Origin of the sequence: Longibacter sp. (genome assembly GCF_051155795.1) — a bacterium.
In the GTDB taxonomy this organism is placed as follows: Bacteria; Bacteroidota; Rhodothermia; order Rhodothermales; family Salinibacteraceae; genus Longibacter.
This window is the reverse complement of record NZ_DAXETW010000013.1, coordinates 37859-59387: the sequence shown is the minus strand read 5'-3', so window position 1 is coordinate 59387 and position 21529 is coordinate 37859. Positions and strand designations below refer to the sequence as shown.

Genomic DNA, 21529 nt, shown 5'->3' with positions numbered 1-21529 from the left:
CCCACCAGATTCCACCACGACGCGTCGTAGTAGTCCTCCAGGTACGCGTCGGCGGTCGACTGGGCGTTGGCGTACATCATCGTGTACCACGCAACCGCGTCTTCCTTGATCTGAATACCGTCACCCGTTTCCACACCGGAATCCGACAGGCTGGCGTCAGCAAGTCGCCAGAGCGCGTTCGGGTCCTCCCGCGACCAGACGGCGTACGTGGCCGGCGGCGTCGTGTGTCCGAGGTCCTGGAAGTATGAGCTCTCCGGACGCAGGTCCTGAATCGATGCGTACGTGCTGCTCACAACCGATTCAATGATCGCGAGTGCCCCTTCCAGAAACTCCGACGCGATGGCGGCCAGCGTGCCGCCGATCATGCTTCCGTACTGGTACGACGGCCCGGCCGACAGTCCGTCGATCCAGTCGTCTGCAACGTCGTCGATGCGGTCCGTGTTGGCCGCGAGCGGTGCGCCGGTATGCGGCGTCCCGAGCGTGATCAGGGCGTCTACACGGCCGGGATTCTGACGAAACGCGGAACGAGAGACCAGACCGCCCATCGAGTGCCCAATGTATACGGCGCCGTCCGGCACCTCCGCCCCGTACCCGGCAGCAATCTGGTCGATCGAGGATTTGGAGTCGTAGGGCTGATTGTAGGAGCGAATATCGAATTCCTGGTGGAAGAGCGAGCGCGTCTCGGCCCACGAACTTTCATTGCCGAAGAGGCCGTGGACGAAGGCAACGTCCTCCGTCTGCGCCTGCGTGGGAGGCGAAAGCGTAGCCACAGCGAAAAGCAAGATGAACAAAGCGACCGGTGACCGGACGAGGGAGATCGTGCTATGGTGGATCATGTCTTCGTATGCTGGAGTCGTGGAGAGACGGAAACGAGGGGACCGATGCCTACTCGACGCGCCGAACGGTCGGAGGGGCGTCGGTAGACTTCGACGACGGCACGACCTCGACGACCGGCTTGTCGTTTAGCGCGGCGGTTGCATTCTCAAGACGACCGGTGCGGGAATCATAGATGGATCTCACGGCCACACCCCCATGCTCCGCCGGCTGAAGGATCTCATAGCGTTTGTCCCCGAGATCCGTCACCTCGAAGCCTCGATTCTCCAGCTTCGAGATGTGTTCCTGCGTGAGCTCAGCAGGTCCGTCGCCCTCGCGCGGCGATCCCTCCTGCACGAGCGGGGCTCGCGTGTCCGATCGCGCCTCCATCGCGTCCCGAAGCATGTCGACCTCCGCCTGCGACAACCGGACCGAGCGCTCCGTACCATCGGGCAGGGTGTACGTCATGGAGGTGGCGGTGAACGAGATATCCGTCGGAAGCGATGCCAGCGCGGGCAACGACGCACGGTCACGGCCGCTCTTGTCCAGCGTCCCGCTCACATGTATCTCCACGCGTCCCTCCCGGTCGCCCGTCGTCGCGACGGTCCCGTCAATCATGAGCTGCGATCCGGTAAGCGCTCGATTCGAAAAGGTCGTCACGTGATCGGCCTCCGCCTCGGAGGACTCCGTCAGCGCAGCACCGTCATCACAGGCTGGAAGCGCTACCAGGCCGACGGCCAGGCAGATGCTAAGAAGCGTACGGTTCATCGTATCAGTTGAAGTAGGGACAGGACAGACTCGGCAGACGGGGGACTTCCAGATTAACGAAGGAATGATGAACATGCAAGATATTGTATGAGATTTATGGCCATGCTTATGCAAGACCGGCCGGCGCTGTACGCAATCCGGAAGGGAGAGGTGTGAAAGTTTGAAAGTGTGAACGTGTAAAGGTATGTACGTATGTAAGTATGTACGTGTGTGCGTATCTGTGTCCAAGGGGACGATCGAGGTCCGCCGAAACCCATAACCCAGAACCCGGCACTCAGAACCCATAACCCAGAACCCAGAACCCAGAACTCGGAACCCAGAACTCGGAACCCAGAACTCGGAACCCGGCACTCAGAACTCAGAACCGATAGCCCATGCGAATTCTGAGACAAACGCCGTTGTGGGGCTGTGCGAACCGCTGCATGCCGCCTATTCTGTAAATAGCTAACTTGAAGGCGCTGATGCACGGGGATCTCCACTCCCGCCACGGTTCAGTCATTCTGATCAATCATCCAGCCAGGAGTCGCGCATGAAACGATTTGAAGAGCTCTTTGCCGAGCTACAGGACAAAGTGGACCGCCGCGATCCGGACTCCGGAACGGTTCAGGCGGTGGACGCCGGTGCGCACGCGATCGGAAAAAAGATCTTGGAGGAAGCCGGTGAGGTCTGGATGGCATCCCAGCATGAAGGCCGCGAGCGAACGGCTGAAGAGATCTCCCAGCTGCTTTATCACGTTCAGTGCATGATGATCGCCTGCGACATCGACCTCGACGACGTGTACGAGCACCTGTAAGCGCCGACCGGTGGAATCTCACCCCGGCACGGACCCACATCGCACTGCCCTCCTCCCTCGAGCCTTTCCCTCTTTCCTTTCCTATGCTGCAGATCGCCCTTCCGAACAAAGGAGCCCTGTCCGACGGAGCCGTCACCCTCGCCGACGAAGCCGGATATCACGCCAAGCGGCGCGGGCGCGAGCTGTCCGTCCGTGATGCGGACAACGACGTGGAGTTCATCTTTCTCCGTCCTCGCGACATCGCCACGTACGTGAGCAACGGCATCGTCGAGCTCGGCGTCACCGGGCTCGACCTCCTGCACGACAGCGGCGCAGATGTAAAGCAGCTCATGCCGCTCGAATTCGGAAAAGCCCGGTTCTGCTACGCCGTCCCGAAAGAAAGCGGTCTGACGCCGGACACCTTCACGAAGCAGACGCGCATCGCCACCTCGTACGACAATCTCGTCCGCCAGGACCTCGAGCAGCGCGGCATCGACGCGACGGTCGTCCACCTCGACGGGGCTGTCGAAATCTCGATTCAGCTCGGCGTAGCGGATGCTATTGCCGACGTGGTCCAGACCGGCCGGACAATCGACGAGGCCGGCCTGACGACGGCGGGCGAAGCGATCCTCAACACGCAGGCGATCCTGATTGCCCAGAATAACGACATCGCCAGCCTGGAGCCCGCTCGCCTGTTTGCCGAGCGCGTGCGCGGCATCCTGGTCGCCCGCGAACACATCGTCGTCGAGTACGACCTCCCGAAAGAGCACCTCGCAAAAGCGCGCGATATCACCCCGGGGATCGAGTCGCCGACCGTCTCCCCGCTCAGCAAAGACGGCTGGGTCGCGGTGAAGGCGATGGCTAAACAGGCGGAGGTGAATCGGATCATGGACGAACTGACGGCCATCGGCGCGAAAGGTATTATCATCACGGATATTCGCACCTGCCGCATCTGAGTCCGCCGCTTTCGAGCGTCGCATGTAGCCCGGCTCCTCGCACCCGATCGGACATTGATGTTCCGGTCGGGTGCTTGCATTTGCCCCGTCCACCCGCGCGGGCGCCGCCGTGAGGCAATCGGAACGGGAAATTCGAAATTGAACGGGGATTCGCCCTCAACCGAAGATACCGTCGAGCGTGTGAGTTCGGGCAGCCGAAGCACGGTCTCTCCCCTCTCCCCGCACGATTCCCCGTCCCCTCATGCGCGTCGCCGACCTGTTCAAGCTGGCCTGGGACAACCTCCGCCGCAACAGCACCCGTAGCGTGCTCACCGTCATCGGCGTGCTGATTGGTGTCGCCGCGCTGATGACGCTCCTGGCCTACGGCTCCGGGTTGCAGCAGAACGCGCAGCGCGAGTTCAACGCGCTGGAGCTCTACAACACGCTCCGGGTTACGTCGAATCAGATTCCCGCCCTCACAGGGCCCGGACGCGTGGCGACGCAGGTGGCCGACACGGCGAGCATGACGGGACAGGTACCGCTCACGGACAGTCTTGTCCAGGAAATCGAGCAGCTGGACGGCGTTCTGGCCGCCTACCCGGAAGACAATTTCCCCGGGAAGCTCCGCGCCAACGGCCGAGAGATCGTGATCAACGCGGAGGCGATCCCGATGGAGTTTCAAGAGATCGAACTCTATCTCCCCAAGTACGGCACGTTCTTCGAAAAACCGGACGCGGCTCAGGTGATGATCACCCCGTCCATGGCGAAACGCCTCGGATTCGACACGCCGGAGGGGGCCGTCGGGCAATCCGTCGAAATCATTACGGCGGCGTTTAACCTGTCGAAGATGCAAAACCTCGCGCAGATGTTCAGCGGCGGGCTAAATGCTCTGCCGATGGGGCAACACAGCTACGACGCGACGGTGGCCGGCATCATCAAGGAAGACCAGCAGCCGCTCACCGGCTTCACGCGAGCTCTCGTGCCCGTTCAGTACGCGCAGACGCTGGACAAAATCACGTTTTTCTCCACGCTGGACCTCCTCTTTAGAAATGCGGACGCGCTGGACGGGTATTCGGCGGTTCGCGTCCAGTTGACCGACGCGAGCGCTCTCCCCGGCGTGCGACAGGAGATCGAGGAAATGGGCGTGTACGCCACCAGCTTCCGTGAGCAGTTCGACCGGCTGGAACAGCTCTTCCTCATCATGGACCTCGCCCTCGGCATCATTGGCTTCATCGCCATGCTCGTCGCGACGATCGGCATCGCCAACACGGTGATGATGAACGTGCGCGAGCGATACCGGGAGATTGGCGTCATGATGGCCGTCGGCGGGGACGCGAACGACCTGCAGCGCCTCTTCGTCATCGAGTCCGCGTCCCTCGGCGCCCTCGGCGGCATCGCCGGGCTGATCTTCGGCGGCCTGATCGTGCTGGGGCTCGACGCCGCCGTAAACATGTATCTCGACTCGCTCGGCGTGCCTCCCATTACGGTGTTCAGCACATCCGTGCTCACCATGGCGGTGATCTTTGCCGGCGCCGTCCTCATCAGCCTGCTCGCCGGCGTCGTGCCCGCCCGCCGCGCTGCGCGCATCGAGCCGGCCGAGGCGCTTCGCAGTACGTAACCGTTCTGCCGCCCCCCGGCCGTCCCGCGTCTCGATGCCAGACGCCCATATCTGTTCATCCCTTCTCATCACTTCACGGGGTACAGACCCGGCGGAATCATCACGACCGGAGCGGGCTGATGCCGGAGCACGGTCCGGATGAAGGCGTCCGCGGGCGGGAGGTGCTCTTCCTCCTCCGATCCCTGAAAAAGCAGGCGCAGCGGTCCCGGCAGGAACCGCCCGACGTTCCAGAACCCGGAGGCCGGATTGACCTCAATGATCTCGACGCGGGTTGCTGTCACGTCGGCGGCCCGGCGCGCGAGGTCGATGGCGTCGAGCATGCCGCCGATCTCGTCCACCAGGCCGATCTGCTGCCCGTCTAGCCCGGAGTAGATTCTCCCTTCTCCGACCTCGCGAATGTGCGCCTCGGTCGTATCGCGCCCCTCCGCCACGAGCGCAACGAATTCACTGTAGAAGGACTCGAACAGGTCCTCGACGCGCTCGCGCTCTTCCTCCTGCAGGGGCCGGGCGGGGATCTGCGTTCCGATGAGCGGCAGCTGATATCCGGTGAACAGGTCGGCTCGCTCGCCCTCCTGCACGACATCGTAGGTCTGACCCGTTTTCTCGCTCCAGCCGTCGGCGTACAGCCATCCGCCAATCACGCCGATCGAGCCGGTGACGGTCGTGGGTGTGGCTAGGATGCTGTCGGCATAGGCGGAGATCCAGTATCCCCCGGAGCCGGCCACCTGACCCTGTGACACGACGACCGGCTTCTCGGCAGCGACCTCCTTCAGTGCCTGCGCCACGAGGTCGGAGGCCATGCCGTCACCACCAGGGGAGTCGACCCGAAAGACGACCGCCGCGACGTCCCCGCGGTCCTTCAGCTTTCGAATGGATTCGTGCAAGGTGCGCGCCTCAATGCCTGACTCCATCGACGTTGGACCGATGCCGTAGACGACCGCAATTTTGTCCGGCTCACTCCACGCCCGCGTCGCGGTCGCCACTTCATCGAGGTCGTCGCGGTCAACCGTTCGCGTGCCGCGATCCAGGAGATCATCGACGAACTCGTCGCGGTCGTGCCAGCGGCCCAGTGAATCGACCAGCCCGGCCGTCTGGGCTTCCAGCGCCGTAAGGATCGTTTTCTCATCGACCAACGCATTCAGGGAGTCCCGCGACAGCTCGCGGTCCGTGGCAATGCCGCGAACCACGGTCGCGTAGACGTCCTCCAGGTATTCGGCCCGCTGGGTGCTGTCGGCTTCCGAGAAACCGGTTCGCGACAGCGTCTCAGCGGCCGACTTGTACTCAAAGAACCGCCACTCGTCAAACTCCAGCCCGAGCTTGTCGAGCGTCCCGTCGAGGTAGGTCCGGCTCAGGGCGTAGCCCGGAAGCATCACCGTTCCGCGCGGGTCTTGAACGACGACATCCGCTGCGCTGGCGAGGAAATAGTCCGTCATCCCGGCATTTTCGAGATAGGTGATCACGGTAATGCCGCGGTCACTTGCGGTCCGAAGTGCCCGCCGCAGTTCCCATGCCTTCGCGGTGCCGAGTTGCACGCCGCTCAGATTCAGCGTGATGACACGCACGGTGCCGGACTCCGCTGCCTGTCGGATCGTCCGCAGGACCTCGTAGTAGCGCGGTGGGCCTTCCCCGAAGAAGGTCGCGAGGCGCGACTTCCGGTACGGCAGCGGCCCGGTCAGCTCCAGATCGATGCGCTGCCGCTCGGATGCGGCAGCCCGGTAGAGCGCACTCGGCTGAAATTCTCCGACGCGCACCCGGCTCACCTGCCCGGTGTAGTCGCCATTCGTGTCAATCCCGGATGACGACTCGACGCCCGTCCGTCCAAGATCGATGCGGAGACCGACGGTCTGGGATTCGTTCTCGAAGAACCGGGCGAATACCTGCACGCCGTCGACGATCTCCAGCGCGCCGCCGGCACTCCACGGCGCATCGCGCACCGCCTCCCCGTCGGTCACGGCGGCATCCGCGAAGAGGGTCAGCCGCGATGTCCCGAAGGGTCGCACGCCGATTTCGCCGACCACCTCCCAGTCGTCCGTCTCGAGGCCGACGTTGCCGATGGCACCGACGGAGAGGTACCGCGAGGGGCGCAGCACCGTCCCCGTGACGAGGCGGTTGTATCGCCCCAGCGCCGTCGCGTCCCCGCTGAACCCCTGATACGCCAGCCCGAAGCTCGCGCTGCGCGTCCCGCCGCTGACCCCGATGTGATAGGCGTTGACGTTGAGCGCGCCCCGGTTCAGCCGGGCATAGCTCGCGGAAAGGCCGCCGAAGTTCGAGAACACGCCCCAGTCCTGGATGCTCGCCGCGTCGGTGCCGTCACTGCTCCAGATGAACGACGTGCCGGACCCGATCATACCGGCCAGGGCAGGGTTCGCGGTTCCATAAAGCCCGTCCCCGAACGCCGCCGGAGGCGCGGACAGGAAGAACGATTGCTCGTAATATCCTGCCATATCGGGGGAGCCGGTCTGTGCTACAGCCGACGAAGCATGCATCAGCCCCCCCGCCAAGAAAATACATACAAGCCAGATCCTGCGTAGAGTCACGTCCATATCGGCTCCCAAGAACGAAGGTGGAGAGATGAGCGAACCGACGCCCAAATCATGAATCCGGGCATCTGCGGTCCGTACGCGGGACATCGATCAAGGTTACACGACCGCAGCGTCTGTCACGCGATTCGGCTCCGACCCCGGCCAGAAAACGCGCCGATTCTCCATCCGTGAGCATCCAGATCGCTCCGTTTGACCGGCGGCGAGCGCCGGGCTTTATTGTTGTCCGCCGGCACCTGCTTAAAATCGAAGGACGCCCACGGGCGGAACGCCGCTTTGCCCTGCCTTCCCTGCCAGTCTCTCTTCACCTCCCCGGATGCCCGAAGCCACCGTTCGCGTTGTTGACGTGTACCCGTACCGCCTCACGCCCGACCGCGAGTCCGGGGTTGAACTCCTGCTCCTACGACGCGCAGAAGGAAGGTCGTACGCGAGGACCTGGCGCATGGTGGGCGGCAGCATCGAACCGGGAGAAGCGGCATGGAAAACGGCGCGGCGCGAGCTTCTGGAGGAGACCGGCTGTGAGCCCCACCGGTTCTGGACGCTGCCCTCCGTAAACACGTTTTACGAGTGGCAATCGGATCGCATCAATCTCACACCGGCCTTCGGCGCGGAGCTGACCCACCCGTCGATCGACCTGAATGCCGAACACGATTTGTACCGTTGGTTTTCTCCGACCGCGGCCTGCCGACGACTGGAGTGGCCGGAGCAGCAGCGTCTCGCCCGCCTGACCGCAGAGATGGCGCTGGGCCCGATCCCCGACGCGCTCCTGATTCCACCGGACGCACACTGACCCGGCGTCGACCGCGCTCCCCCTTCCGTCCTTTCCCCGATACACAGCCATGCCGACGATCGTCCGCTACGCAATCACCCTGCTCGTTTTGCTGCTCGCGCCAGATGCAGCCGCACAGCCGTTGACCGGCTTCACAGCAGAAGCGACGTCCGCCCAGCGCACGTGCGAGGCGGCGCTGAACGAGGTCCCGTCCGCCGAGGCATTCCGTCGCCATCTGAAAGCGCTGACCCGGGAGCCGCATCCGGCCGGTTCGGCCGCCAACCGGCGGGTAGCTGCCTACATCGACAGTGTCATGGTCGGGGCCGGACTCACGGTGGAGCGATACCCCTACGATCTCTACATGCCGTCTCCGACTGCCGCGCACGACGTGGACGTGGCCCTCGTCACTCCCATACGCCGGCCCCTGAACCGGCAGGAATACGTCCTTCCATCCGATCCATACTCCGCGCATCCGGATCTGACGCCGGCATGGAATGCGTATTCCGGGTCCGGAGATGTTACCGCGGAGGTCGTCTACGCCAACTACGGGCGGAAACAGGATTTTGAATGGCTGGCCGAAAACGGCGTCTCCGTCGAGGGCAAAATCGTGCTTGCCCGCTATGGCGGCAATTTCCGCGGGTACAAGGCTAAGTACGCGGAGGAATATGGCGCCGCGGGTCTGATCATGTACACCGACCCGGCGGACGGCGGTTACGCCGATGGCCTCCCCTACCCGGACGGCCGCTACCTCAGCGAAAGCACCATCCAGCGGGGATCGGTCCTGACGCCTCTCTCGGGCGACCCTCTGACGCCGGCCGGCCCGTCCCTGCCGGATGGTGAGGGGGCTGAGCGCCTGGATCCGGACGAAGCTGACCTGCCGGCGATTCCGGTGACGCCCCTCCCCCACGCGTCGGCGCAGCACATTCTCGAGCGGATGACCGGTCGAGCCGTGCCGGACGGATGGCAGGGCGCCCTGCCGTTCACGTATCGCGTCACCGGCGGAGCGGGTCTCACGGTACGCCTTCGCGTTGACCAGCCAAAGCAGATGGTCCGCGCGTCGAACGTCATCGGGCGCATTGAGGGGACCGACCATCCGGACCAGTGGGTCGTTCTCGGCGCGCACTATGACGCCTGGACGTTCGGTGCCGTCGACCCCAACAGTGGAACGGCGACGCTTCTCCTGGTTGCGGAAGCGCTGGGGAAACTGGCGGACGCCGGGTGCCGTCCGCGACGATCCATCCTCATCGGTCACTGGGATGCAGAAGAATACGGCATCCTCGGGTCAACGGAGTGGGTCGAGCAATTCCACGACCAGCTTCACGACGGCGGCGTCGCGTACATCAATGCCGATGCCGCCGTCTCCGGCGACCGGTTCAGCGGCGCATCCGCGCCCTCGCTGAAACAGCCGCTCCTGGACGCAGCCGCTGCTGTGGCGCACCCGTCCGCCGACACGCTGAGCGTCCGCGATCGGGCACGCACACGTCAGGATGGCGACGGCCAGCTTCTCGGGAATCTCGGCGGAGGATCGGATCACGTCGGCTTCTACACGTTCGCCGGCGTGCCATCCCTCGGGGCCGGCATGAAGAGCGCCTCTCCGATCTATCACAGCGCGTACGACAACTTTGCGTGGTACGAGCGCTTTGCCGACACCACGTTCGTCCACGGGCCCGCCCTTGCGAGCATCGATGGCATCCTGGCGCTGCGTCTCGCCAACGCGGACGTGCTGCCCTACGACGTCGTCCGCTACGCCACGGACCTGCGTGCCCACCTGCACGACCTCACCGAACACGCAAATGAAGGTGGCGCGACCACGGACTTCGACCGTCTCCACGCGGCCATCGATTCCCTCGAAACGGCCGCCGACGCGTTCGTGCGAGCTCGGGATGCGGCGCTGGCACAGAACGCGGGGACGGTCCCGGACGAGTTAAACCAGGACATGATCGGGCTCGAAAAAGCGTTTCTTCACGCGCCCGGCCTGCAGGGACACCCGCTGAAGCGGTCTCTCTACGCCTCCCCGGACCCGTTCAGTGGGTACGCTTCGTGGATGCTTCCCGGACTCCGATACGAGATTGATGCCGGCACAGCCGACGGTCTGGCGCGATGGACCAAGCTGTACGTAGATGCCGTGTCGGACCTGACCGGACGCCTCCAACGCGCGACACAGCGCTTCGACTGACGCCACGGATGGCGACCCAGCTCCCGGCCGACGTTCCCGTTTTCTACTATTCCGGCGACCGAACGGAAGCCGGAAGATCACAGTCGGTACGGCGGGTGTCGACGAGCTGAAGAATCTTCCATCGGCCTTCGTACCGGACGAGCTGAACGGCGTTGATCCCGCAATGACTCAACGTATCTCCGCGGTAGAACGCATAGGGGACCCAGGCGGACGCCATCGGCCCGTCGATGTCGACGCGAACATCGTAGGTTCGCTCGTCCCAGACCGCGTCGCGAGGGGCACCGACCGCCTCGGCAAATCGCTCGACCTCGCCGGACCGGAGCGAATCGCCCGTCGCGGTGAACAGGCGCGCGTCCCCGTGGAACGCGTCCCGCACACCCTCGGCATCCCCGTTCCGCATGGCGTCGAACAGTCCCTCGATGGCAGCCTTGACCGCCGCCTCGGCGGTATCCACGGGGGCGGCCTCCTGCTGGACCGCATCCGGCGCTGCCTCCGCCTGTGCGGGGAAAGCAAGACCGGCTCCGACCAGAAGGGCCAGACATCCGCACCAGAGGGCAAACGAGGGGCGAGAGCGAGGTCGGGGAGGCAAGGGGTCGGGCGCGTTCATACGCGTGTCAGTTGGAAGAGAGGGTATCGGCGGAGGTGTCGCGCGTCGCTGCATCGACGGAATCGTCGATCAGTGAATCGGGCGTTGGCGGGACGACGGAGAGAAGCAGGCGATCGACGGTTCCGCGACTGCAGAGGTAGAGATCGGGACGGCCATCGCCGTCGAAGTCCGCCGCTTCGGAATCCAGTCCCCTTCCCGTAATGACTTCAGTTAGGGCGCGCCGGGTGACGTCCGAGAAGCGGCCGCCGCCGTCGTTCAGAAACAGCCCGAACGGGGCGCTCTTGATGGATTCACCGTCGAAAAGGACGTTGCTCGTGACGATGTCGAGGTCGCCGTCCAGGTCCAGGTCGACGAAGTCAGCATCCAGGGAGCTCTGGTCATCGATCGGCAGCCGTACGTTGGTTCCGTCCTGGAAGCGACCGCTGCCGTCGTTCAAGAGGAGCCGATTCTGGCGCCGCGCGTCTTCGACGAAGAGGCGGACGTTCGCAAAAATCAGGTCGAGGTCGCCGTCCCCGTCGACATCCCCGACGTCCGCTTCCCGCGTTTCCTCAGGTACGTCCCAGATCGGCAGCGCCGCTGGATCCGCGTCTTCAAATTCCCCGCGGCCATTGTTGAGGAGCAGCCGGTTTCGGTCCTCGTTCGCGACGATGATATCGGCATCCCCGTCCCCGTCCACGTCGCCCATCTCGAGGTCCTGCGTGACGTCCTCGCGGGCGGGAAGGCGCCGGTCTGTTTCATCGGTAAAGCCACCGGTGCTGTCGTTCACGAGCGCCCGGTTCTGGCCGTTGTTGCCAACCAGAAGATCCGGAAAGGTATCCCCATTCAGATCCGCGGCGATCACCGCGTTGGACGTCCCTTCGACCGGCCAGCGATCGCCGGCGTCGTCAAAATGCCCCGTTCCGTCGTTCGTGTAGTACTCGTTGACGGTGTCATCTTCCGTGACAACGACAATGTCCAGGTCGCCGTCGCCGTCGAAGTCGGCAATAGCAACGTCCTCGCTGTCTCGCTCGTGAGCCGGAAGCCGGTCTGAGGCGTCTCGAAAATGCCCGGTCCCGTCGCCGAGCAGCAAAATGTTCGGGCGAAACTCGTTCGCGACGACCACGTCCAGTGCCCCGTCCCCGTTCACGTCGGCCGTGGCCGCATCCATGCTGAGACCCGTGAGCGCCGACGTCGGGAGGTGCTCCACGGTTGCGTCGCGGAAGAGCGTCGTATCCAGGTCGGACGGCTCAGAACGCGCGTCGGCGGCGTGCCGGCTCGCGGAGGCGAACACCAGTACGCCGCCGATGATCGACAGCAGCATCAGAAAAAGAGACGAGGGGCGGTCGGGCATGGTCAGCAAGCACCGGCGGCGAGAGCGGATGGGGACGACACCGGATGCACGCCGCAGGATCGCGGACCGTTCCACGCCGCCGTTTGTCAGGTACTCGGAAGATCCTGCATGGTCACGATCTCCGCTTCCGTTTCGACAGCGAAGGGTTCGCCCGGAGAATCGGTCAGGGCGAAGGCCGTCGAGACAGCGACGATCAAGACAAGGGCCAGACCGACCAGGCTCGTAAGGATCGCCTTGTTCTGCATCGTCCGGCGACGCGCCTGCCGCGTGGCCATCATCCCCGGAAGCAGATCATCCGGCAGAAGATCGATTGTCGAATCAGCGTCGTCGCTCGACGGGCGCGAGCGCATGTGCCGAGCGGAGCTGGCGAAGGCCCGGCGGGGAGCGTAGTTCGTGGAAGACGTCATCGGTGGGAAATATCTCAGTCGGGAAAGTGGCGGGAGCGGAACCTCGGGATCGTCTCCCTTCCGTCCTTCACCCCGCCACACGTACCTGTCGACCCGAAGGTTACACCCGCCAGAGAGAAACCACCGTCCTTGGACCAACCACCCCTTCGTACGTCGCGTCACCCGAATGGCGGCTTATCGCGTGTCCGACCGGATCTCCCATTCACCGAAAAACCAGGTGTGCGGATCGATGGTCACGGACGAGACGGCAGCGGGCACGTCCACGGTAAACGTCTCTTTTCTCTTCGTCACGTCAAGCACGGCCAGGTCCTCCGTGTCACCGACGGCGAGGGCGATCTCGAGCGGAAACGCGAACGGCTCCGCGCGCTGCACCTGCTCTACCGTGAGCGTAACCGAGCTGGCCGCGTCGTTGTAGCGCCATACGACGTCCAGGATCGGATACCCCGCGCGCCGGGTCCACTGCTCGAAGAATCCGTCGAGGTCGTTCCCCGAAACGTCTTCAGCCGCGGCCTGGAAGTCGGCCGTGGTCGCATTCCCGGGCTTGTGTCTCTCGTAGTACGTTTGAAGCGTTGACCAGAGCGCCTCATCGCCAATCTCAAATCGGAGCATGTGGAGAACCCAGGCCCCCTTCCGGTAGGGGTTTGTGGTCAGTAACTCGACGGGGTCGGTGAAGGTCGTATCGACGAGCGGTTCGTCCGGATGCTGGCGCTGGAAAGCGAGCGCCTGATTGCGGGCGGTCGACATGGACTCTCGCATGGCGGGCGCTCCTTCAGCGTACTCGAGGTACAGTTGTTCGAGATACGTAGCAAATCCCTCGCTCAGCCAGAGGTGCGGCCAGTCGGCTTCCGTGACCGTGTTGCCGAACCACTGGTGCGCGATCTCGTGCGCCACGAGGCCGGTGGACGACTGCCCGTCGGCCATCGCCGTTTCACTGTAAAAAATCGCGCCTGCGTTCTCCATCCCGCCGTACCGCGTGGTCGACTGCACGTTGGCCAGCTTCGCGAACGGATACGGAGCAATATTTCCCTCGAAGAACCGCACGATGCGCGGGGCGACCTGCAGATCCTTCGTGGCCGGAACGCGATCCTGGGGATACACCCAGCTCTGCATCGGAATGTCGCCCTGCACGCCGAGGGAATCGACGACGAACTGCGCCGCGCCGAACACCATCACCTTGGTGGGGAGCGGTTCCTCCGTCCGATACCGGGTCACCCGGCGCCCGTCGCCGGACGTCTCTCCCAGGCGTTCCCCGTTGGCGACCACGTCGTACCGGGCGGGCGCATCAACCGTCCACGCCACGGTCGCCTTGTCGGCAGGATGGTCGACGACCGGAAGCCAGTGCCGAGCGCGATTGGGCCAATTGTCTCCGAAAAAGGTGCGATCCCCGTGTCGGTTGCTTCCGATAATGAGCCCGTCTGCCGGCACGCCGGTATAGCGGATCGTGAACGCGCGCTCCTCGCCGGTCTCGGGCACATCGGACGGAGTGATGACCAGATGATCCGTCTCCTGTCGGTACGTGACGGGGGCGCCATCCTCCTCGACGGCTGTCACCTCCATGCCGGTTCGCATCCCGTCGACCGTCTGCGGATCGTCGAGGTCCAGCCGAATCGCCGTGAGCGTGTCGGTGGTGGCACGAAGCCGAATCGTGGCCTCTCCTGTGATCTCGTCGCTCGTGTCGGCCAGCGTCAGGCGGAAGTCGTAATGCTGAACGTCAATCTCCGGGTGGGGCGGCGTGGGCCGGTCCTCCGGTGCGGGCTGGGCGCGGCAGGAGACGTGAAACGCAGCAAGGACGATGAACAGCGCGGTGTACAGCGCGCGAGCGGGGGTAGAGCGAACGAACATATCCATGCAGGACGACGGGATGTGCAGGCAGATGCGGACGGCGTGATACGGTCCCCGTCAATCCTCGGGTTCCATTGGCGGGTGGCGCATGCCCATGTCTCGCTCTCGCTTCGTCGTCCGACCTCCGATGTTGCCGCGGCCAACTGTCACATCATCGTGACTGCGATCGGAAACGGGGCAGTGATCTTGACAGCCGGGCGATACCGTCCGTACGTTTTCATGCTGCCGTCGTGCTTACCCGGCGGGAGTCACCCGTCCCCAACTAACACCATCCCCGTTATGCGAATGCCTTTTCGTACGTCTGTACCCGTTCCACTTGTGGCTGTCGGTCTCGCCCTTCTTCTCACCCTTACCGGGTGCGGCGGGTCCGCAGACTCCGAGCAGGGCGGGGAAAACGACACGGATCCGGCGGCTGAAGCAGGTACCGCCATGGACGTGGTGATCGAGCAGGGAGAGCGCTCGCCGAAAATCTCCGGCGCGACGGCCGCATTCCGTGTCCCAGAGAACGGTGAGGTGGTTGACACCGGCGAAGACGTCATGGTCACGGTTGACGTCGAATCGTTCGAAACGCAGGTGCAAACGGAGACGCCGCGGGCGGAGCGCATCGCCAATTCGACAAATGGCCAACACGTCCACATCATTGTCGACGGAGGCCCGTACCACGCGAATTATGAACCCGGCGAACCGTTCAACATCGGCATGCTCGAGCCGGGGGCGCACTCCGCCGTCGTCTTTCCAAGCCGTTCGTACCATGAAAGCGTCAAAAGCGCCGGTGCGATGGACTTCGTGAACTTCTACGTCGGGGAGGAGACGGGCGAATTTCCGCTCGACCCGGAGCAGCCGACGATCATCTACAGTCGACCGAAGGGCTCGTACACGGGCGCCGGTGCTCAGCGCATCATGCTCGACTTTTACCTTCACAACGTCGAACTCAGCCCCGACGGCTACTCGGCCAGATACGAGATCCGGAAGAAGGGCGGTGAGGAGGTGCTTGCGACCACGACGCTGACCGAATGGACGCCTTCGTTCGTGGAGGGCCTGGAGAAAGGGACGTACATCGTTCGTCTTGAACTCCTGGACGCAGAAGGGAACGTCGTCCCCGGGCCGTTGAACACGACCGACCGCGAGATCATGGTCGACCCGGCAGCGTCGGGCGACGCGGAATGACCCCGAACGACATGTTGCCTACCCTCAGCGGCGCGATGCCCCCGACCGGAGTGTCGCGCCGTTCTTGATTGCTTCGGCGCCGTGAATCCGGTCGCCCAGTTACCCTTGCGTTATGATTCAAACGGCAGCGGGATAATTGCGGCTGCAACCTCTCTTCACGCCCTTCGTCCCGGGAACTGACGCACCGAGCCGCAATTTGACCGGATGTGTCGTTTCTGTCCCGGCTCTCACTGCTGTCGATCCATGACCCACCCGACGCGCCGCACCCTCATCACCGGTGCCCTTATCTTTCTCCTCGGACTCCTGCCGGTGACGCCCCCCGTCGCGGCGCAACCGGCGGATGGTCCACCGGCGTCGGAGCCGAAAAATGTGATCCTCTTCGTACCGGACGGTTTCGGCCCGGCGAGCGCCACCATGGCGCGAGATTACCTCCGCCACTACCGGGGCGTCCACCAGCTTGCGCTCGACTCGATTCAGACCGGAAGCGTTCGCACATACTCGACGTCGAGCCGGGTGACCGACTCGGCCGCGGGTGCGACCGCGTACGCTACCGGCGTCAAGACGTACAACGGTGCCATTGCCGTCGATACGCTGAAGCGGCCACTGGGCACGCTGCTGCAGGCTGCCGAACGCCGGGGCATGGCCACCGGGCTCGTGGCGACGAGCCGAATCACGCACGCCACGCCGGCCTCATTCTCCGCGCACGTGCCCAACCGCTGGATGGAAAACGAGATCGCCGCGCAACAGATCATGAGCGGAGCCGACGTCATTCTCGGGGGCGGCAAGCGGCATTTCGTACCGAAAAGCACGGAGGGGAGCAAGCGTAAGGACGACCGTGACCTCGTCGCCGAAGCCCGGGATGCCGGCTACCGATTCGTCAGCGATCGCGCCGGGCTGATGGACGTGTCCGACGGGCCGGTGCTCGGACTCTTCAGCATGAGCCACATGGACTACGAGATCGACCGCAACCCGGATGCGCAGCCCAGCCTGGCAGAGATGACGGAGAAAGCGCTTGAACTGGTCTCCGATGATGAGGATGGATACTTCATCATGATCGAAGCAAGCCGGATCGATCACGCCGGCCACAGCAACGATGCCGCCGCGCATCTCCAGGACATTCTCGCCTACAACGACGCCGTCGCGGTGGCCCTTGAACAGGCTCAGTCCGACGGCAACACGCTGGTCGTCAGCGTGTCCGACCATGAGACCGGTGGCCTGTCCCTCGGTCGTGACATCGAGAAAGACGGCTCCGTCGAGGGCGTGTACGCCTGGCACCCAGAGGTCTTGCACCGCGTCCGGGGATCGCAAGGAACCATGTTCGACGCCGTTTCCAAGGGCCACGAGGCGCTGCCAGCCGATGCGACCCGCGCCGACTCGGTTGACGTCGTCACGTCCGTCCTGTCCGACATCGCAGGCATCGACGATGCCACCGACGCCGAGCGCACGAACATCGGCACCAGCCTCGATTCGTACGCGCTCAACTTCGTCGTTTCAGACATGATGGAACGACGCGCCGTCATCGGCTGGACAACCCGTGGCCATACCGCCGTCGACGTCAACCTGTACGCCTACGGCCCCGGGCACAACCTCTTTCAGGGCAACATTGACAACACGGAGGTGGGCGACCTTCTTTCCTCGCTGATGAACCTCGATCTGGACGCTCTGACGGCGGACCTCCGGAACGAGGATGAGACCGAGACACCGGCGGAAGCATCCGGTCCGTCGGTCGGATCCGAGGACTAATTCTTTCACCGACGGCATTCGCGTCTCCCCCGTTCCCCGCCTTCCGATTCCGTGAGTGATCCCCGGCCGAACCCGTTTCGTGACATCTTCGAGGCTCATGGTGCAGCGAATGGCGCGCCCGACCCGACGAAGGTTACCGAGGCGATCGGTCAGACCATTCCGTTCATGGCCACCGCGGGCGTAAGAATCGAGACCTACACGCCTGAGCGAGTCGTCGTAGCGCTACCCGACCACTCATCAGTGCACAACCATGTTGGGACGCCTCACGCCGCTGCGCTCGCTCTTCTCGCTGAAGCTGCCACCGGGCTCGTGGTGGCGTTGAATCTGTCCGACGGGGCCGTCCCTTTGCTCCGGTCGATGAGCGTCAACTTCAGCCGCATGGCGCGGGGCATGGTCACGGCCGAGGCCTCCCTGGATGCGGATGATCGGTCCCGGATCGCTGCGCGCCCGATCGGCAAAATTACCGTGGACGTCTCCCTCCACGCCGACGGCGACCGCCCCCCCGTCTCGGGGGCGCTGCAGTGGGCATGGATCCCCGAATCCCGCCTTCCCGGCTTGTCGAGCTGACCGGGACATCTGCCGGGTGGAAAAGGCGCATCAAACGGGCGCCGTTCGGCTTTGCTCTTCCCCGTCTGTCCTTCGGTAGTTACGGTAAAGCGGTCGATCACCTGCCCCCGCCAGGACGCCCGCACGGCCGGCGTGCAACACCGGCCGACCTCTCGTTGCCTGTCCTGGCGCCCGGAGCGTCATGCCGTATCTCCCACTGGATCGTGTCCGCGTCTCACTCTTCCCGCGCGCGTGGATCGCGTGGGTTCTTGTCAGCCTGCTCTGGGTGGGCACATGTCCCGTCGCCGCGCAGGAAATAGGCCTCCGCACCGTCCGCGGTGCCGGCGATGCTGAGCAGGGCCTGGCGCTGACGGTGAGCGGCGGCGTAAGCAAAGGGTCGTACCAGGGCGGCTTCAGCTACGGCCTCACGCATGTGATGCGCCTCTCCCGTGAGCGCCAGCCGCTGACGTCTGCATTCGACGTCCCGGACTACCACCTCGTCTCCGCCACCGGCGCATCAGCCGGCAACATCAACGCTCTTCTGGCGGCGGTCTCGTGGTGCGACGCCTCGTTTCTTGAGCAGACGCCCCGGGAAAGCCTGTTCTGGCGCATCTGGATCCCGGTCGGCGTCGAGCAGCTATTCCCGGAGACCCGCCCGGCAGATCCCGAGATTCCGGAACTCGTCTTCTCCCGGGAGTTCTTCCACACCGAGGTCACCCCCCGCCTGAAGCAGGCCATGCGCCACCCGGGGCGCCCCGACTGCGAGGTGCCGGTGGGTCTTACGCTCACGAGGATCGACGCGCTCGGCCGCGTTCCCCTGGCGCCGGACCTTGACCCCGTCCGCACGATCCGATACGCGAGCATTGCGCGGCTCGAAACGGGGCCCGGTGCCGCCGGCACCAGCATGCACTTTCGTCCGTTCGACTTCACAGGACGGGACCCCCAGCAGTACGGAGAACTTCTCCTCCCCGACCTGTCTCCCACCCCGGACGACTCGCTGGGCGTCGAGGCGATGGTGCAGGTGGCCCTCGGGTCCAGCGCCTTTCCTATCGCCTTCGCGCCGGTCCGGATTTCCTTTTTCCCGTCGCCCGGCGCGTCCCGGGAAACCGGCTATTTCATCGACGGCGGCGTCTTCGACAACAACCCGCTCGGCCTCTCCGACGCGCTGTACAATCCGCGGCCGATCGGCATGCCGCCTGAAACAGAGACCGAACTCCGGATGCAGGTCCGCCGACCCGCCGCCGAGGACGGTGCCACCGAAACGCTTCCCGTATCCTCGCTTCTCGTCAACCAGAACCACCGGCGCAAAGAAACCCGCAGGGCACCCGCCGCCCCGATGGTTCGGGACACCCGCGACCGGATCAGCGTGGCGTCGTACCGCTCGTTTATTAACAAAGCCGTGACGACCGCACGCGAGTACGAGATGGAGCTGCTCGCGCGCGACCTTACCGAAGATGAGCGCGGCCGCATCCAGCAGTCGTCGCGCTACCACGCCTTCACCGGAGAAAGCCTTCAGAGCTTCGGGGCCTTCCTGAGCTACCTGTTTCGACAGCACGACTTCTTCGTCGGTCTGTACGATGCACTACATTTCGTGGCCGCACAGTCCGTCCCCGACCGCTCGGACACCGACCAGATCGGCCGACGCGTCCTCGCTTTGATCGAGGCCCTTGCGCCCACAATGGACGATGCCGACGAGGCGTTTCTGCGTTCGCTACACGCAGACGAGTTCGGAGACGGACGAAACTGCTCGCCCTACGCGGTCCACGAGAACATCTCCATCACCATCTCCTGCGCTGTGAGCCAGTGGGAGAGCGACGTCGGTCCCGCCAACCGGTCCTCCGTAGCGGGCCTCCGGTACCTCTTTGCAACGCTCGACGCGTTCATCGAGCCGGCTACGTTCCTGGCACTGGAACGCGAAGCCTGCCTGGCGGAACGGGCGGCCTCTCCCGGCGCACGTCGTCCGTCTCGGGTCACGGCCGACGCCTTTCGCTGCGACGCGATTGCAAACGGCGGCCTACTCCAGCAACTCCGCGGACAGCCCGGCCAGGCGCTGACTCGCATCCTGGAGTCTGCGCTCGAGATTCTTCTGGAAAATGAACAGGCCATCGAACGGGCCGGATATGAACGCGGTGCGCGAAAAGCGATTACGTTCGCCTACTTTCTGCAGCGCAACATCGCCATCGAACAGCGAACCGGCCTGTCATGGGACAGCTCGTCGATGCCGGTCGAACGGGCCCGACGACGCGGCGTAGACGCCCCCCTGATTTCCCGACGGCTGCTCTGGCGGACGGTGGCGCCTAACGAAGTTATCTTTCCCGTTGCGCGAAAAGGCTGGGGCATGTCCTACCGCCCGCGGTTCTACCCGGGGCCGCGACGCATGCCGCGCGTCCCGCTGCTTCTCGGCTACAACAAGTACGAGGGTCAGCCGGGACTTTTTCTCGCCGGGATCGGCTTGCAACAGCCCATCTTTACCGGAGCACGCCGCCTGATTCTGAGCAGCATCGAGGTCGGCGTGACGCAGGGCATCGCAACAACCGGCACCGGAAACGGCTCACGCTATACCGGCCTGAATGCCGGCCTGTACGTTCTGGGCGGCAAGATCCGGTTCGGCATCCTGCTTCCATCCCTGTTTCGCCATCCGTCGAACAACCGGTACGACGAGCACCAGACGTCGGTGGGCATTTCCGATGTGAACGGCCTGCTGTACTGGATTGGTAAGTTCATCCGGTAGACGCCAGCCGCAGAACGGGCGGCGGGCCAGACACGACAGGCAGGGTGTCTTACGGGCATCCTGCCCGCGGCATCAATCGGCGAACGCGTATCCCATCAGGCGAATCTCGCGGGCGCAGACGAGCTCGATACGCTCCCGGGCCGCCTCATCCATGAGGTCCGTGTACGGCGACCGGTCCGGCCGGAAGCCGGCCTTCGCCTTCGGAAGCTCGATATCCCCGGGCAGCCCGACTTCATCCCTCACGCGCGCCAGGCCCTCGTCCAGCGATTCGTACCTCCCGAGGAAGTCGAGCTGTACGTGGCCGTTGATCGTGTACAGCGGCCAGTTCGTCAGACGACTCTCCCGGCACTCGTGAATCCAGCTGTTGAAGTCCGGTCGCGGCGGGCGGGTCTTGTAGTAGTAAAAGCTGACGGCTTTATCGAACGGATTGCGCTCGAACGAGAAGGTGTAGTAGTCCTGCCAGATCCCCGGCTCGAGGTGGTCGCGGATGAAGCCCGCCGTCCGATGATTGTAGAATTGCTTGCGCCGGCCTCGCAGCAACAACGCGGCCCAGTCGAATCGATCGTAGTATTTCATCGGTACATTGTAATTCTGAGGGCCACGATAGCCTCGCTCTCTACGCCTGGCCTCTCCGCTCTCGTCAATGGGCGTGATGATGTCCTCCGGCCCACAGTACTTCGACAGCGCGATCTCGATACTCGTACTGGCCGTCTTTCGCGTCTTGACGTAGATGAACCGGTGCTTGTGACTGATGATCATGCCGCG

Annotated in this window: 17 protein-coding genes; 9 read left to right on the top strand and 8 right to left on the bottom strand. The window is 64.2% G+C overall.

Annotated elements, in window-relative coordinates; all coding sequences use genetic code 11:
- The coding region (locus tag ACFCU0_RS02650) for an esterase/lipase family protein (protein ID WP_434972112.1) at positions 1-836 on the bottom strand (836 nt) is incomplete at its 3' end.
- A gap of 49 nt (positions 837-885) precedes the next feature.
- A complete protein-coding gene (locus ACFCU0_RS02645; RefSeq protein WP_434972111.1) occupies positions 886-1581 on the bottom strand; it encodes a hypothetical protein in 696 nt (231 codons plus the stop codon).
- Between the two features lie 529 nt (positions 1582-2110).
- Between ACFCU0_RS02645 and ACFCU0_RS02640 the strand changes: the two genes are divergently transcribed.
- From ACFCU0_RS02640 to ACFCU0_RS02630, 3 genes are all read left to right on the top strand, one after another.
- Positions 2111-2374 (top strand): phosphoribosyl-ATP diphosphatase, encoded by a 264-nt coding sequence (locus tag ACFCU0_RS02640; protein WP_434972110.1) that lies wholly within the window; start codon positions 2111-2113, stop codon positions 2372-2374.
- Positions 2375-2457: 83 nt separating this feature from the next.
- Entirely contained in the window at positions 2458-3309 is an 852-nt protein-coding gene (hisG, locus tag ACFCU0_RS02635; protein WP_434972109.1) for an ATP phosphoribosyltransferase, read from the top strand.
- 241 nt (positions 3310-3550) lie between these two features.
- Entirely contained in the window at positions 3551-4906 is a 1356-nt protein-coding gene (locus ACFCU0_RS02630) for an ABC transporter permease (protein WP_434972108.1), read from the top strand.
- 68 nt (positions 4907-4974) lie between these two features.
- Here the strand turns inward: ACFCU0_RS02630 and ACFCU0_RS02625 are convergent, their stop codons facing one another.
- Positions 4975-7350, bottom strand: coding sequence for a S49 family peptidase (locus ACFCU0_RS02625; RefSeq protein WP_434972107.1), 2376 nt, complete (start codon positions 7348-7350; stop codon positions 4975-4977).
- Between the two features lie 412 nt (positions 7351-7762).
- Here ACFCU0_RS02625 and ACFCU0_RS02620 point away from each other — a divergent pair, with 412 nt between their 5' ends.
- Both ACFCU0_RS02620 and ACFCU0_RS02615 read left to right on the top strand, forming a co-directional pair.
- The gene (locus ACFCU0_RS02620) at positions 7763-8236 is read left to right on the top strand and encodes an NUDIX domain-containing protein (protein ID WP_434972106.1); all 474 of its coding nucleotides are present in this window, start codon (positions 7763-7765) and stop codon (positions 8234-8236) included.
- A gap of 49 nt (positions 8237-8285) precedes the next feature.
- Positions 8286-10391, top strand: a complete 2106-nt coding sequence (locus tag ACFCU0_RS02615; protein ID WP_434972105.1) for a M28 family peptidase — start codon at positions 8286-8288, stop codon at positions 10389-10391.
- Between the two features lie 46 nt (positions 10392-10437).
- Here the strand turns inward: ACFCU0_RS02615 and ACFCU0_RS02610 are convergent, their stop codons facing one another.
- The 4 genes from ACFCU0_RS02610 to ACFCU0_RS02595 all read right to left on the bottom strand — a co-directional run bounded on the left by ACFCU0_RS02610 (position 10438) and on the right by ACFCU0_RS02595 (position 14583).
- Entirely contained in the window at positions 10438-10980 is a 543-nt protein-coding gene (locus tag ACFCU0_RS02610; protein ID WP_434972104.1) for a nuclear transport factor 2 family protein, read from the bottom strand.
- Positions 10981-11005: 25 nt separating this feature from the next.
- A complete protein-coding gene (locus ACFCU0_RS02605; RefSeq protein WP_434972103.1) occupies positions 11006-12328 on the bottom strand; it encodes an FG-GAP repeat domain-containing protein in 1323 nt (440 codons plus the stop codon).
- A gap of 86 nt (positions 12329-12414) precedes the next feature.
- Complete coding sequence (locus ACFCU0_RS02600; protein WP_434972102.1) at positions 12415-12735, bottom strand: hypothetical protein; 321 nt, start codon at positions 12733-12735, stop codon at positions 12415-12417.
- A gap of 174 nt (positions 12736-12909) precedes the next feature.
- Entirely contained in the window at positions 12910-14583 is a 1674-nt protein-coding gene (locus ACFCU0_RS02595) for a M1 family aminopeptidase (RefSeq protein WP_434972101.1), read from the bottom strand.
- A gap of 312 nt (positions 14584-14895) precedes the next feature.
- On the opposite strand from ACFCU0_RS02595, the gene ACFCU0_RS02590 reads away from it, so the two are divergent.
- The 4 genes from ACFCU0_RS02590 to ACFCU0_RS02575 all read left to right on the top strand — a co-directional run bounded on the left by ACFCU0_RS02590 (position 14896) and on the right by ACFCU0_RS02575 (position 20764).
- On the top strand, positions 14896-15744 hold the full coding sequence (locus ACFCU0_RS02590; RefSeq protein ID WP_434972100.1) for a hypothetical protein: 849 nt from the start codon (positions 14896-14898) through the stop codon (positions 15742-15744).
- Between the two features lie 243 nt (positions 15745-15987).
- Entirely contained in the window at positions 15988-17487 is a 1500-nt protein-coding gene (locus ACFCU0_RS02585) for an alkaline phosphatase (RefSeq protein WP_434972099.1), read from the top strand.
- A 51-nt stretch (positions 17488-17538) separates the two neighbouring features.
- Complete coding sequence (locus tag ACFCU0_RS02580) at positions 17539-18054, top strand: DUF4442 domain-containing protein (protein ID WP_434972098.1); 516 nt, start codon at positions 17539-17541, stop codon at positions 18052-18054.
- A 181-nt stretch (positions 18055-18235) separates the two neighbouring features.
- Entirely contained in the window at positions 18236-20764 is a 2529-nt protein-coding gene (locus tag ACFCU0_RS02575; protein WP_434972097.1) for a patatin-like phospholipase family protein, read from the top strand.
- 72 nt (positions 20765-20836) lie between these two features.
- On the opposite strand, the gene ACFCU0_RS02570 is transcribed toward ACFCU0_RS02575, so the two are convergent.
- Positions 20837-21523 (bottom strand): sulfotransferase family 2 domain-containing protein, encoded by a 687-nt coding sequence (locus ACFCU0_RS02570; protein ID WP_434972096.1) that lies wholly within the window; start codon positions 21521-21523, stop codon positions 20837-20839.
- Positions 21524-21529: the final 6 nt, after the last annotated feature.